A 14,164-nucleotide genomic window follows, 5' to 3' on the forward strand; every position below is an offset into this window, starting at 1 on the left:
GCTGGAGCCAAGTACCATGACGGAGTCGAGGTCAAACTAGCATGAGCTATTACTACACCGCCGAATCTATTTCCACAGAATTTGACAAGACCTCAATGCGTGGTAGATGAGCCCAACCTCAGACCGATGTTCTCCCCCAAGTCCAGCCAGAGGTCCGGTGCAAGAGCCAGTGACCTGAGCGGTACCAGAATGAGGCACAGTATCCGTGACCGACTCTGTGACTACCATGGTTGCGCCTTGGGGCACATGATGTGACAGAACTGGCTACCAATGCAGCAGCTAAGACCGTGAGTGAACCAGTGGCCCAGGTCTGAGCTGAGAGGGGGTCGGAGGCGGGTTTCATTTCGCACGGGTCGAAACTCAAAGATTTCCTAGGGTAGCTGTCTCCCCAGTGACCCCTACCCTTGAATTGCCAGCCTCAAATTTCTGCCCAACATACGGAAAACACTATTCTTATACCGCGTACACACGAATCATTCAACCGCAGTTTCTTACAACGGCTTCGGGCAGTCGAAAGGGCGAGAAATCATATCATCCATGCACTAATACCTGGTGGTTTTCTCTTCCTTGTCCAGCCCAGCTGCTGAGTGTCGCATCCGCCCTGGCTTACTTGGACACGGCCAGGTCCTCTCATAGGAGCGGACGAGAATCGTCTCTAGGCTTGAAATCAGGCCGTGACGTGCTATTCTCAGCTCTCGAATGAGACGGCTTCAATTGCTTGCTGCTTGCGGGGCAAGTTGGTTAGTGCTCGGTAACGGCTGCCGGCCAACACCGCCGGCAACGCCGGTATTCGTTTCGACGACAGCGAAGGTGTACCGCAAAGCAGGGGCGCTTTTTTCTTTGACGACGACTGCGCCCGGGAACCGGGACGTGGCGTATGTCGTGGACTGGGGTGATGGGCTGATTGACACCACGCTCAACTGGCATTCTGGCGATACCGTCGAGGTGCGGCATCAGTGGAAGAATCCGGGCGATTATCCAGTCAGGGCGATGGCGGTCCTCTGGGGCGAGACTGGCCGGGCATCAGGTTGGACCGAGGCGGTATGGACAACCGTGCTAGACAACGGGATTCCCGAAGTACCACAGTTCACAATACCGGAGCGGGTCATACCGCACGGCATTGCACTGTTTCGGGCGACGACAACTGACCCGGACGGAGACAGTGTCGCTTTTTGCTTTGACTTTGGCGACATGGTTGGCGGTTGGAGTGTGCTTGTTCCCAGTGGCGAAACCGTACTCGACTCACACCGGTACGCCGCAGCCGGAACCGTGCAGGTGCGTTGTAGGGCCAAAGACAAGAATGGCAGTGAATCGGAATGGTCAGAGCCTGAGGTACTGGTACTCAGCACAGAAGGTGCAGTGCTATGGGTGTGGCAGGCTGATGGTGAGCATGGCGTAGTTTCGTCGCCAGTCGTGGTGCTGGATGAAAACCGGGAGACAGTTTACGCCGGTGGAGACGATGGGTGGTTCTATGGCATAGACCTCGCTACCGGCCAGACGCGTCGTTCCGCTCGTCAATTGATACCGGGCGGAGGAACTTTCTTCGACGGACAACCATCGTATTGTGCGGCAACCGGTCATATCATCGTTGGACATCAGGACGGTGAGCTCTATTGTTTCACACCTTCGCTTGCCCGCGTGTGGCACTGGCCCGGATACGAGCATGGGGACTCGATGACCTATATTTCTTGGGGCACTCCAGCCGTTGTTGGCAACAGACTGTACGTACCACGAGATAACGACAGCCTCTACTTCTTTACCGACTTGGGACAGACGGTGAGGCTGGAACGTAGACGTTATATCCCGCGTGTCGGCGGCGCGGTCGTGGTTGACGGTGACGGCGGCGTCATTGTTGCTGGCAGGGATGGCAACCTGTGCAGATTCACAGCTCTGCTTGACAGTATCTCCTGGCAAGTGATGACCGATACCGGTATTGCTTGTGGCACACTGGCAGTCGGAACGGACGGCACGGTGTATTGCGGTTCGAGTACCGGCCGGCTGTACGCTGTCTCACCCGGGGGAAACATCATGTGGCAGAAGGCGCTTGGTCAGCATGGCCTGCATGTAGCTGTCGGCAAGACTGCGTTGTACGCGATTGGTGATTCGGCGAGACTCTTCCGCATCGAGCTGGCAACGGGTAGTGTCGTTTGGTCCACTCGACTTGGGGTTGATGGCGGTACGACGCCGATACTCGCCGGGAACGGCTATCTGTACTGCGCCTGCCGGGATGAGAACTGGGGTGATGCGCTCTACTGTGTTCGGCAGGAAGACGGTGAAGTCCTGTGGGTATGTCATTGTTCAGATTATCGGCCAGCCGCTTCTTTTGCCCGCCAAGGCAAAATGCCGTACTGGAAACCTTCACCGACGATTACCAGTACCGGCAACATCATTGTCCCGGGGAGTGACGCTCTGTACTGCGTTGTCGGGTATCCGGACGGTTTGCTGGACACGCAGGCTTCCTGGCCCAAGTGGCAGCACGATGTGCACAACACAGGCAGGCTGGGCAACCGCTAGGTTGAGGACTGCTCGGGTGACTCGGAGCGGTCCACGTAGCAAATCACGGCCCTAATTCAGATGGCGTCGTGTGTTGTACTTCTGTCCGGCGGATTGGATTCGATCCTCGCGGCCAGGGTGCTGATGGAGCAGGGAATCCACGTTACCGGGGTCAACTTCGCCGGCGCGTATTGCCCGGTGCGGTTAGGCGAGAAGAGCAATGCCGAGAAGGCGGCCGAGCAACTGGGCATTGAGCTGGTCCGGCTGCCGATTGATCAGGAGTTTATCGAGATGGTGAAGGCCCCGCGCTACGGCCGGGGAAAGAATATGAACCCCTGCATTGATTGCCATATCCTGATGGTAAGGCGGGCGTGGGAGTTTGGGCAGGCGCGAAGCAAGAACGCAGGACGCGCAACAAGAGGTGCAGCAGTAGGCCGAAGTTCGGAAGCCGGGAGTGGAGATTGCTTCGTTGCTACCGGTGAGGTGCTGGGACAGCGACCGATGTCGCAGAACAGACAAGCGTTGGCCATCGTGGCGCGGCGTTCCGGAGCCGAGGGGTATCTATTGAGGCCGCTCTCGGCAAGGCTGCTCAAGCCTACGATTCCAGAGCAGAAAGGCGTCGTTGACCGGGAGAAACTTCTGGACATCCAGGGCAGAGGTAGGCAGCGGCAGATGGAGCTTGCGGCGCAGTACGGTATCACCGATTATCCGGCGCCAGCCGGCGGATGTCTTCTGACCGACGCGGGCTATGCGGCCCGACTGCGCGAGGCGCTGGCGCACCGAGAGGATTCGGTGGCGATGGTTGAACTTCTGAGTTTCGGACGACACTTCCGGCTGCCGTCAGGGGGCAAGGTGATAGTGGGCCGGAATAGACTGGAGAATGAGGAATTGCTGCAACGCGTGCGAGGTAAGGCGGTTCGGGCAGTGGTCGTTGACGCACAGCATCTGCCCGGACCGGTTGCGCTCCTGCTTCCGTCAGTCCGGTCGGACGAATCGGACCGGCTGCTGGCGGCGCGGTTGTGTGCCCGGTACAGCGACCGGCGGAAAGAGTCCCGCGTGACGCTGCTGGTCGGCGGCGAGCGATTGGAGGTGGAGCCGGCAAGCGCAAAGGAAGCAGATGCGCTGTTGGTCCGGTCTGAAGTGTCAGACCGGGCCGGTACTGCTTGACTTCGACAGGGATGCTCCTATAGTTAGGCCCGAGTGTACATAAAAGAGCTTCAGCTCACTGGGTTCAAGTCATTCCAGCAAAAGACCACGCTCCGTTTCTCCAGCGGCATGAGCGCCATCATTGGGCCGAACGGATGTGGCAAGACGAATATCCTCGACGCCCTGCGTTGGGTTCTGGGCGAGCAGTCGTTCAACATGTTACGTTGCAGTAAGACTGAGGATCTGATATTCGGTGGCACCACGACGATTCCCGCAACCAACTACGCGGACGTGAGGTTGATTCTTGCCAACGACAGCCTGCCGGATTACCCGGCCGAAATCGAAATCCGGCGCCGGTTCTTTCGCACCGGCGAGAGCGAGTATTTCCTGAACCGGCAGCCGTGCCGGCAGAAGGACATTCAGGAGTTATTCCTTGCGTCCGGGATCGGTACCAAGGCGTACTCGATATTTGACCTGCGGCAGATGCGAGAGATTATCGCCGGCAATATTCGCAGAATGTTCGAGGAGGCATCCAATCTTGCAAAGTACCAGGAGGCGAAGGCGGACTGCGAGCGAAAATTGGCCCTGACCGAGGCCGACCTCACTCGGCTTGAGGACATCATCGCCGAGCGCGAGCGGGTGGTCCGCAGTCTGCGCTACCAGGCCGGCAAGCTTCGTTCATGGGAGAAGCTCAAGGAGGAGGAAAAGGGATACCGGTTGGTTGAGCTGAAGGCAGAGTTCAACTCGCTCGGCCGGGAACTTGAGGCGTTGGAGAAGGACATTGGGAGTCTGGAGCAGGCTGATGCCGACCGGCTGGTAGAAGTGAGACGTTTGGAGGAGGAATTGCATCAGCACCGGGCCCGGCTGAGACAGGAGCAGAGCTTGAAAGATGACCTGGTCAGCCAAGCTCAGTCGCTGCGTACCAGGCTGAGCGAACTTGAGGGCCGGGTCCTGATCGGTACCCAGAAGGCTGAGTTTCTCTTGGAAAATGCGCGGAACCTGGAGCAGGAAAAGGATCGGCTCGCCGCCAGCACGGGCGAACTTGAGCAATTGCTCGAACGGTCGCTGCAGGTAGTGGCCGATGCTAATCGTGGGCTGGAGCAACGCGAACAGGCGCTGCAACAGGCGCAGGAGGTAACGCGGGCCGCGGAAAGAAAACTGTATGATCTCCGCAGCCACGAGCAGACCCAGCGTGAGCTGCTCGAGAATCTGCTGGAGCGGCAGCATGAGCTTCGTAGCCGCCTGGTGCACAGTGAGGCAGTGGCGGAGAACGTGGACGAAGCAGTGACGCGGGTGAAGCTCGAACTCGCCGAGGTCGAGCAACGGCTGGACCAGTGCCGGAAGGATGAGGCAGGACTGCAGGAGCACGAATCAGCGGTCAGAACTCGGAATGAGGAGACCCAGCGTCGAGTCTCGCTTCTCGAGACCGAGCTTGCCCAACTCGAACAGGAACGAAGACGCATCCACGAGGAGCTGACCCGGGAACGCGAGCAGAAGAATTGGGTGGATAAGGACCTCGCCGTGCTCAGTTCAGCCGGGCCGGACAGGAGGGCGCAATGCGGCCGCGTTCTGGGTGAAGCGATGCTTGGCCCGCTCACTAAGTTTGTGTCAGTGGAGCCTGGATGGGAGAGGGCATGCGAGGCTGCACTGCAACCGGTGCTTGATTTTCTCGTTACGAGAGATGAACCCACTGTTAACATGCTTGAGAGACTGGCTGACGCAAGACTTGAGGCTTGGTGTGGGTTTCTCAGTAGCAGAAATGATGAGGTGGTGGGCAGCGGGACAGCGTTAAGTCCGAGTCAGGACACGCCTCAATCGAACACGGCTGCGGCAACCCCGGAGACCGGGACCCGGACAACAGTTGAGCGGCTGTCAGATCACGTTGAGGTAATGAAGAATGCGCCAGGGCTGTTGCGGGAATTGGTGCAGTCATTTGTGGTTGCGGATACACAAACGGGAACCTGGAACCCGGAGTCTGGAACCTGTGTGGTGAGTAAACAGGGCTGGGCCAGGTTCAGCGACGGACGAATTGTCGTTGCGGCACACGAACAGGGTCAGCTCCGAATGGACCGGCTGAAAGCTGAGAAGAAGGCTGAGTCAGAGCAAGCCGCAATCCGAGTTCTCGAGCTTGAGAACAGGGAACGTGAGCTCGAGATTCGATGTGTCGAGCTGGACCGTCAACTTGAAGAAGTGCGAGCGGTAGCCGTTGAGACCGGCCGACAGAAGTCGTTGCTCGATGCAAAGCTCGAGACAGTGGCAGCCAAGCTTCAGGAGCTGGACCGGGACCGTAGCCGGATACTTGCGGAGCTGAACCGGCTGGGCGGGACCAAGGGCAGCAACCAGCAGACGTCGGAGACACTCAGAGCCGAACTTTCGGCAGTGGTAGCCGAGGTTGAGCAGCAGACCGGTAACCTTGCTTTAGTGGAAAAGCAAGTGAGGGAACAGGAGAAGGTTGCGCGGGACATGTTAGATCAGGCGGCACAGCGACTGGCAGAGCTTGCCGAACAGCGACAGCAGGTTGCGCGGCTGGAGGCCGAGAGCGGCTACGCCCGGCGCCAGGTTGAGGAACGAAGGCGGAGAATTGCTGAGCTCGCGCGAGCGGCTGAAAAAGCCGGCCAGGATGCGGCAGTGCTGAGGCAGGAAGCGGTGATGCTGGAGCCCGAAATCGAGCGGACCCGAGCCGAGCTTGCGCGTGTCGAGACGAGAATTGACCAACTGAAAGTTACGGCCCTGGCGGAGGTCGAGGAGGAACTCGAACGCAACTTGACCGAATTGCGCAGAGCGAGGGAACAGAGCCAGACTATTCTGATGGAACAGCGAATGCGTGAGCAGAGTTTGAGACAGCGCCGGCAGGCCATCGAGGATGAGGCGAGGACTGAGTACAAGACCGAGCTTGCGACGTTTGAGCCGGCTGAAGTCGAGGATGTGGTGGCACGGCTGGCCCAGGTTCGGCAACGGCTCAGCGCTCTGGGCGCGGTGAATCCACTGGCAGCTGACGACTATCGGCGTGAGCGAGAGGATTTGGAGCGCGTCATCAGCCAGCGCGACGACGTAGTCACGGCCCGCAACAATCTGACCCAGACCTTGGCTGAGATTGACCGGCACGCGAAGGAGCGATTCTTAGCGACTTACAGCCAAGTGCGCGCCCATTTCCGGGAGATATTCCGGCAGATGTTTCTTGAGGGCGAGGCCGACCTTGTGCTTACTGATGAGACAAGACCACTTGAGTCCGAAGTCGCAATCGTTGCCAGACCACGGGGCAAAAATCCAAAGCGATTGGAACAGCTCTCTGATGGCGAGAAGGCGCTGCTTGCGGTTTCGCTCTTGTTCGCTTTCTACCGGGTCAAGCCGGCGCCGTTCTGTTTCCTCGACGAAGTAGATGCACCGCTGGACGATGCAAATGTCGGACGATTTGCAGACTATCTCAAGGAGCTGTCTTCGACCACCCAGGTAATTGTCATCACCCACAACCGGCTAACCGTGGAACGTGCTGAGGCACTGTTCGGCGTGACCGCGGAGCAGCCGGGCGTATCCACCCTGGTCTCAGTCAGTCTGGCCGACTACAAGAGCTCGGCAGCGGCTGTGGCGGTCAGCTAGTGTTTTTCCGGGCCGGTCGTTAGTATGAACCGCCAGGACGACAAGGAGCATCGGCCTTTGGATAACCCGGAACTGGAGAGCTATAAGCCGAAATCCGCCATTGACCGGCTCAGGCAGGGGCTGGCGAAGACAAGGGACGTATTCCGCCGGCTGCTGGCCGCGCGGAATGATACCGAGATCGAAGAACTGCTGCTTTCCGCCGATGTTGGTGTGAAGGCAAGCCGACTTCTGGCTGAAAGAGTGCTGACGGCAAGGGACCGGCGAGCCGCTCTGGAGCAGGAGATAGTCAACATCTTGAAAGTTTCGGGTTCTGAGGTCAGAGTCCCGGGGACGGAATTGCCAGCAGTGGTAATGGTTGTCGGAGTGAACGGATCGGGCAAGACTACAACCGTGGGCAAGCTGTGTTATTTCTTCGGTCGGCAAGGGTTGAGAGTAGTCGTAGCCGCGGCTGATACGTACCGGGATGCGGCTGCGGCTCAGCTTTCGATCTGGGCCGGCCGGGCCGGGGTTGACATTGTACTATCGGCCAAGGGCCAGGATGCAGCAGCAGTGGCATACGATGCCATTGCCAAGGCGCGAAATCGTGGTATGGACGTCGTGTTGGTTGATACGGCCGGCCGGCTGCACACCCGTCAGGACCTGATGGCTGAGGTCGAAAAGGTGAAAAGGGTCTGCGGCAAAGCGCGGGAAGGAGCGCCCGATGAGACATGGCTTGTCCTAGACGCCACGGTTGGGCAGAACGGCTTGCGCCAAGCCGAGGCGTTTCACAAACGGCTGAATCTTACCGGCATCATCATTGCGAAACTCGACGGCACAGCCAAGGGCGGGATTCTCATCCCGATTGCGCTTGAGCTTAGGATTCCGATAAGATTTGTCGGAACCGGAGAGGGCATCGAGGATTTGGAGCCATTTGACCCTCGGACGTATGCTCGGGCGCTGGTCGGAGAGTGAAGAGGGGGTCACGGGCCTTTGGTCCCAGACATGCTGTGCGTGACGTTCGACGCCTGAGTCCAACCTTCGGCGTCTTGTGCGGTGTAGCGCGGCTACTGCTTCACTATCCAGGTTGGGTTCATGCACTCGCCGTCACGGCGCACCTCGAAGTGCAGATGTGGTGCGCTGGACCGGCCGGTCGAACCAACTGTGCCAATAACCTGCCCGGCTTGGACCGTGTCGGCAACACGTACCTTCCAGTCGGTAAGATGAGCGTAGTAAGTCTCGTAACCCTGGGTGTGCCTTAGAAGCAGAAACAGGCCGAACACGGAGTCGGTGCCGAGTTCTGCTACGATTCCGTCCGCGGCTGCCCGGACCGAGGTCCCGGACTGGGCGGCAAGGTCCATTGCCGGATGGGCCGGGCTAAATCCACGTGAGACGACATAGTCATCAAGTGGTGCGACACTGGGTACCGGTCTGCTCCCGAGGGTCATTCCGGCCATCACGCCGGAATCAGGTGGTGGCGCACCCCAGTCCACCGGTGCCGGAGTTAATTCGACCCCGAGCATTTCGGCCATTCGCTTTCTCTGTTCTTCAAGATCAACCAGGCGCTCCTTGAGTGTTATGAGCTGGTTGAACTCGGCTTCAAGCTGACGGTTACGGTACTCAAGATAGGACAGCCGGCCGAACTGGTATGCGCCTATCCCGGCCAGGATTAGTGCGGCAAGCGCGATTGCGGCAAGAAAAGCAGTGAGACCGAGTACTGCCCGTACCACGGGCAAAGGAAGTGTGCGCTTGAGCATTCGCGCACTGTAGTTAGTCGTGACAATGAACGACACTTCCTTCCGCGCGATGTCTCCTCCTATCCCTTCACCACCGTCAGTTCAAGATCAGACCCTGTTCTCGTCACGCTGGTTTCTACTCCTTTCGTACCATTATGTTCACCAACCGTTCCAGGTCTTCCGGCGAATGATAATAAACGACGATTACGCCGCCCCGCTTTGACTCACTGACGGTGACCTTGGTGCCGAGCGCCTCCTGAAGTCGCTCCTCGAGCTCCCGGATGTACACGTCCTTCTCGGGCCTGGGCTTTTCCTTGAGCCCGGCACGCCGACTGCACAGTTTCTCGACCTGGCGGACCGAGAGCCCGTCCCGCACAATCCGCTCGGCCAGTTCGACCTGGTCCCGTCGGCTGGACAGGCTCAAGAGGGCGCGCGCATGGCCGGTGGAGATTCGGCCTGCAGCCAAAAGGTCACGCACCTTGTAGGGCAGGGTCAGAAGCCGCAGGGCATTGGTGACCGTGGAGCGGTCCTTGCCAACGCGCTGTGCGACCTCGTCGTGGGTAAGTTTGAACTCGTCCACCAGCTTTCGATATGCCAAGGCTTCGTCTACTGGGTTCAAGTCGGTCCGTTGCAGATTCTCGATCAGGGCCAGCTCCAGCATTTCGGCTTCGTCAGTATCGCGCACCATTGCTGGAATCGTCTCGAGTCCGGCCAGCTTCGCAGCCCTCAGCCGGCGTTCGCCCATCACCAGTTCATAACCGTCGCGGCAACGCCGCACCACCACCGGCTGGAGTACACCTTTGGCCTTTATCGAGGCTGCCAGTTCTTCAAGATTCTCCTCTACCTGCTGTCGCGGTTGGTACGGGTTCGGCCTGATTTCCGCGACTGGCACCGGTCTGGTTTCAACCGCGAATGCGGCTCTTGTTTCTTCCGGGATGATTGCACTGATGCCCTTACCGAGCGCCTTGCGTGTCATTGCCTTTTCTCTCCTCTATAGCAACCGGATTCCCCGTCTGTAGGTGTTGCAAATTTCCCACCGAGCCGGCCTGTGTGTTCTGTGGTTTTGCCGCTTCTGACATCCTGTTGCTGGGCTGTTCTGACTGCGCCTTGAGTTGCATCGGCTCCCAGACATCGGATGGCCGGTGCCGGGCCAGAATTTCCTCGGCCAATGCTCGATAGGCTTCGGCCCCGGCTGAATGGCTGTCGTAGTCGAACACGGTCTTGCCGAAACTCGGCGCTTCAGCCAATCGCACGCTGCGCGGGACTACCGTGTCGAACACCCGTTCTTTGAAGAAATTCCGGACCTCGGCGGCAACCTGCTGAGCAAGCGTCAGTCGTGTCGAGTACATCGTCAGGAGCACCCCCTCGATTTCCAAACCGGGGTTCAGACTGCGTCGGACCAGGTTCACGGTGTCGAGCAGTCGTGAGATTCCCTCCAGGGCATAGTATTCGGTCTGAACCGGGATGAGCAGTGAATGGGCTGCAACCAGACCGTTTAGGGTCAGCAGTCCAAGCGAAGGCGGGCAGTCAATAACCACGAACTGGTACTTGGGATCAACAAGACCGATTGCACGGGACAGCCGGAATTCACGTTCCGGTGCATCCACGAGTTCGACCTCGGCACCGGCCAGACTGATTGCACCAGGCAAGAGGTCAAGCCGCTCGGCCCGTTCCGGGACAATCGCCTCTTCTACCCGCTGGGCTTCAATCAAGGCCTCGTACAGTGAGACCGTAAGCTTTGTCCGGTCAATACCTAGGCCAAGCGTGGCGTGTGCCTGCGGGTCAAGGTCAACCAGAAGTACGCGGCACCGGGAAAGCGCCAGCCCGGCTGCTAGGTTGACCGCAGTTGTGGTCTTGCCGACTCCGCCCTTCTGATTGCAGACTGCTATTCGTCGTGCCACTGCGGAAATCTAGCCGAATCGCCCCGGGTGTCAATGCTGCAGCAAGCTTTGCAACTCGCGGTGTGCTGCCGATCCGGCGCTGACGTCAGGAGTGCTGGGCGATAACTACTATTTGTTTTTTGCCGGCTCAAATGTGATGGTACCGAGCGACTGTCGGAATACCGGCTCCAGCTCCGCGAATTGCTCTGCGGTCGTGAGGAAGGAAGCGACAATAACCCTGTTGTCCTTGTGAATGTACCGGTAGATTCCTTTGACCGCGGTCTTGTCCTCGCCGAATCCAGTGCCAATCACTTCAATTGCTTCGTAGCCACAGACAAGAACCGGCTGTTCGCTCACCAGTTGCCCGTGCAATCCACCTGGCAGGTGTACGTACTCGGCCAGTGAGCTCGAATCGGATAGCGGAAAGGTACGTACCGCACCAAGTGGGTAGGATTGGTCCGCGGAAGCAAAGCAGTTCCGTGCCTTCGCCGCCGGGACGTACTTCTTCCGGCCTGACCAGTCCGGCCGTCCGATTTTCCAGCCGGTCGGAATCGTCATGCTGAATCCTGACTCAGGTTCGGTGAGGGTCTGTTCTTCGGCGCCGCCCCGGCACCCGGTGAAGACAAGGCCCGGGAGCACAAGGACCAAGACAATCAGCCAACTGCGGTTGCTGTTCATGCGTTCCTCCAGGTACGCGCCAGCATAGAACATCAAACAGGCTTGTCAACGACTGCGCTATCCGCGCCGAATCGAAACGGAAGCAGCGAGAGCACGCATTGAATGGCGGAGATAACCCAGGACTTCGGCAGTTGGATCAGCTCCTAGACAATGTCGGCCTTCTTTCCTGGTTGGGCCTCTGGCCTTTGGCTTTGAGCTCAGGTTACCACACGTTCCTTGACGAACGCTGCTGTCTGGCGCAAACTATGAGGGTGAGGTTTCGCTGCTATCAGGTCGCAACTACGCTGCCGACCCGGGCCGCGGCGCAGTCACTGGCGCGTTACCTTGTCGAACACCGGTTCGCTGGCTGCTGCCAAGTCCTTGGCCCGGTTGCAAGCATCTACTGGTGGGAAGGAAAAGTCGAGACCGGCCGGGAGTGGTTGTGTATGGCCAAGACGAAACCGGGCCGGCTTCGAACACTTATCCGAACTATCGAGCAACTCCATCCGTACGACACGCCCGAAATCATCGCTTTGCCGGTAGTCGCCGGTAGCAGACGTTACTTCGATTGGCTAACAGCAGCGGTCAGGCAACTAGAAGCAAAGGAACGAGCTTGCCCGTAAGGAGACAGGTTGCCCGGCTGCGCGACCCCGACCCGCAGGCGCGCACCAAGGCAATTGAGGACTTGCGCCGGCTGGGCTCGGCTGAGGCTGCAGGCGCGCTGGTGCTCGTTCTTGACGACCCAGAGCCGGAAGTCAGGGAACACGCCATCGAGGCGCTGGCTGGGCTCGGCAAGGTCGCTGTTGGACCGGTGCTACAATATCTTAGGTCCTGGCAAGGTCCGGTTGACCGTCTTCTGATTCGACTTGTCGGGCAACTGGCTGTTCCTGAGGCAATCGGTATCCTCAACCAATATCTGGCCGAACGCGACCCCGAAGTCAGAGCTGAAGTTGCCCGCGCCCTGGGCCGAGTCGGTACGCCGGACGCAGTCCCCGGCCTATTGGAACTACTGCGCGACCTTTCAGGCCAGGTGAGAACCGCTGCAGCCCGGGCCCTCGGTGAGCTTAGGGAGCCATCTGCAGTGAACCCGCTGCTCGACGAGCTTCGGGACGATGACCCTGCTGTCAGGGCAGTTGCGTCCTGGGCGCTTGGCCGCATTGGTAGCCGTCAGGCGGTCGAGGCACTCAGCCGTATTGCAGCAGAGGACATGAGCCCAGAAGCACGCCGGAGCGCAGAAGAGGCACTGCTTTCCATCGGTGCCCACACCATTGAACCGTTGCTGCGACTGCTCGACAGCGACGACCTGTCTGACCGGATTAGAGCCATGACGTCACTCTTGGCCGAAGGCCGGGCCGCGGTGCCGGCGCTCAAGAAACTGTTGGGACATTCCAGCCCGACGGTCCGTTGCGCGGTTGCTGATGTCCTTGGTGTCATCGGAGACCCTGGTGCAATTGACTCGCTCGGCCGCTGCCTTGAAGACCGCGAAGCAAGCGTCAGACTCACGGCTGCAAATGCGCTCAGTCGAATTCGGCATGTTCGCTCGGCTGAATGTCTGGTTCACGCTCTCGAAGACCCGGACCCAAAGGTTGTAGGGATCGCAGCCGATGGTCTGGAGCGACTGGGTGAGCAGGCCCTCGACCCGCTTGTCCGGCTCTTGGCCAGCGAACGGACCGAAGTCCGTATTCGGGCGACTGACGTCCTAGGCCGGCTCCGGTACCGGGGCGCGTGTGAGAAACTGCTTCAGGGGTTGACACATCCGACTGCTTGGGTAAGAATCGTCTCAGCTCAGGCCCTGGGCGAAATCGGTGAATCGCGTGTCGTACCGGCCCTGCTCGCTCTCTTGGCGGACCGCGACGCAGTCGTGCGCGCAATTGTGGCCGAAGCCCTAGGTAAGCTACGGGACCACCGCGCGACGATGCCGTTGCTTGCACTCCTTTCCGACCCGAGCGACCTTGTACGCACGAATGCGCTGCGTTCGCTCGGACGCATCGGCAATCCCGCCGCGCTTCCGTTTCTGCTTGAGGCACTTGACTCAGACCTGATCGAGGCACAGGTTGCGGCAATTGAAGGGTTGGTGGCCATGCGTGCGGTTGAGACAGTCAGTCGGCTGCGCAAGCTTGGCCGGCCCTGGCCACTGAGTCGGAAGCCACACGCAGTGCGGCGTGCGGCCCGCTGGGCAGTGCGAAGACTAGGGGCGATTGCTGCTGAACCCGGAACCGAGCTTCAGACTTCATCCGAAGAATCTGAGGCTGATTTCCAGCAGGGCCACCGGCCGTCGGACAGCTGGTAGTTGCCGGCTCACTTGTTGCAGAAGTTCTGTAGCTTCTTGCTACAGGACAAGTACCGGGGGACGCAGAACATTCTGAAATCCGTATCCTTAGCATCGCGCCGGGCTTGAAAAGGGACTGATTCATACGTCGTAAACATGGCTGTCGTGGCGGCGCTTTCTTTTCTTCAACCGGGCTGTGAAACCCATTCATCCCGGTCAGACACGGTAAACTGCAGGAAATACGTAAGGTGCGGCGTGCTCTGTTGCAGTTCTGTACCGAGACTTGCGTCGGCCGATGCGTTGAGCTCTAGCCCAGGTACATGGTGACCCCCTGAGGGCGGCCGCAAAGTCGGCTGGCATTCCGCCAAGAGACTGGCTTGCGTTGCGAGGAAGCGTGAAAACGTTGCTGC

At 59.2% G+C, this 14,164-nt stretch carries 11 protein-coding genes; 6 read left to right on the forward strand and 5 right to left on the reverse strand.

The window, feature by feature from the left end; genetic code table 11:
- Positions 1–699: 699 nt before the first annotated feature.
- From ABIL25_08870 to ftsY, 4 genes are read left to right on the forward strand one after another with little or no spacing between them, the layout of a single operon-like run.
- Positions 700–2,514 (forward strand): PQQ-binding-like beta-propeller repeat protein, encoded by a 1,815-nt coding sequence (locus tag ABIL25_08870; protein ID MEO0082386.1) that lies wholly within the window; start codon positions 700–702, stop codon positions 2,512–2,514.
- Positions 2,515–2,574: 60 nt separating this feature from the next.
- Positions 2,575–3,660, forward strand: a complete 1,086-nt coding sequence (locus ABIL25_08875; protein ID MEO0082387.1) for a tRNA 4-thiouridine(8) synthase ThiI — start codon at positions 2,575–2,577, stop codon at positions 3,658–3,660.
- Between the two features lie 33 nt (positions 3,661–3,693).
- On the forward strand, positions 3,694–7,236 hold the full coding sequence (gene smc / locus ABIL25_08880) for a chromosome segregation protein SMC (protein ID MEO0082388.1): 3,543 nt from the start codon (positions 3,694–3,696) through the stop codon (positions 7,234–7,236).
- 24 nt (positions 7,237–7,260) lie between these two features.
- Entirely contained in the window at positions 7,261–8,187 is a 927-nt protein-coding gene (ftsY, locus tag ABIL25_08885; GenBank protein MEO0082389.1) for a signal recognition particle-docking protein FtsY, read from the forward strand.
- 92 nt (positions 8,188–8,279) lie between these two features.
- Here the strand turns inward: ftsY and ABIL25_08890 are convergent, their stop codons facing one another.
- The 4 genes from ABIL25_08890 to ABIL25_08905 all read right to left on the reverse strand — a co-directional run bounded on the left by ABIL25_08890 (position 8,280) and on the right by ABIL25_08905 (position 11,506).
- Positions 8,280–9,005, reverse strand: coding sequence for a M23 family metallopeptidase (locus ABIL25_08890; protein ID MEO0082390.1), 726 nt, complete (start codon positions 9,003–9,005; stop codon positions 8,280–8,282).
- A gap of 79 nt (positions 9,006–9,084) precedes the next feature.
- Positions 9,085–9,924, reverse strand: a complete 840-nt coding sequence (locus ABIL25_08895; GenBank protein MEO0082391.1) for a ParB/RepB/Spo0J family partition protein — start codon at positions 9,922–9,924, stop codon at positions 9,085–9,087.
- Positions 9,902–10,849, reverse strand: coding sequence for an AAA family ATPase (locus ABIL25_08900; GenBank protein MEO0082392.1), 948 nt, complete (start codon positions 10,847–10,849; stop codon positions 9,902–9,904). Before ABIL25_08900 ends, ABIL25_08895 begins: the two co-directional genes overlap by 23 nt.
- A gap of 108 nt (positions 10,850–10,957) precedes the next feature.
- Positions 10,958–11,506, reverse strand: coding sequence for a hypothetical protein (locus ABIL25_08905; protein MEO0082393.1), 549 nt, complete (start codon positions 11,504–11,506; stop codon positions 10,958–10,960).
- Positions 11,507–11,751: 245 nt separating this feature from the next.
- Here ABIL25_08905 and cutA point away from each other — a divergent pair, with 245 nt between their 5' ends.
- Positions 11,752–12,108, forward strand: a complete 357-nt coding sequence (gene cutA, locus ABIL25_08910; GenBank protein ID MEO0082394.1) for a divalent-cation tolerance protein CutA — start codon at positions 11,752–11,754, stop codon at positions 12,106–12,108.
- Positions 12,099–13,775: a HEAT repeat domain-containing protein gene (locus ABIL25_08915; protein MEO0082395.1), complete on the forward strand. Its 1,677-nt coding sequence runs from the start codon at positions 12,099–12,101 to the stop codon at positions 13,773–13,775. The genes cutA and ABIL25_08915 overlap by 10 nt, the downstream gene beginning before the upstream one ends.
- A gap of 164 nt (positions 13,776–13,939) precedes the next feature.
- Here the strand turns inward: ABIL25_08915 and ABIL25_08920 are convergent.
- The coding region (locus ABIL25_08920; protein ID MEO0082396.1) for a hypothetical protein at positions 13,940–14,164 on the reverse strand (225 nt) is incomplete at its 5' end.

Source organism: candidate division WOR-3 bacterium, assembly GCA_039801365.1.
In the GTDB taxonomy this organism is placed as follows: domain Bacteria; phylum Hydrothermota; class Tepidihabitantia; order Tepidihabitantales; family Tepidihabitantaceae; genus JBDRUN01.

Excerpts from the sequence above, each read along its gene's own strand:
- ABIL25_08870 (MEO0082386.1), top strand. The coding sequence starts at position 700 with ATGAGACGGCTTCAATTGCTTGCTGCTTGCGGGGCAAGTTGGTTAGTG.
- ABIL25_08875 (MEO0082387.1), top strand. The coding sequence starts at position 2,575 with ATGGCGTCGTGTGTTGTACTTCTGTCCGGCGGATTGGATTCGATCCTC.
- ftsY (MEO0082389.1), top strand. The coding sequence starts at position 7,261 with ATGAACCGCCAGGACGACAAGGAGCATCGGCCTTTGGATAACCCGGAA.
- ABIL25_08895 (MEO0082391.1), bottom strand. The coding sequence starts at position 9,924 with ATGACACGCAAGGCGCTCGGTAAGGGCATCAGTGCAATCATCCCGGAA.
- ABIL25_08905 (MEO0082393.1), bottom strand. The coding sequence starts at position 11,506 with ATGAACAGCAACCGCAGTTGGCTGATTGTCTTGGTCCTTGTGCTCCCG.
- cutA (MEO0082394.1), top strand. The coding sequence starts at position 11,752 with ATGAGGGTGAGGTTTCGCTGCTATCAGGTCGCAACTACGCTGCCGACC.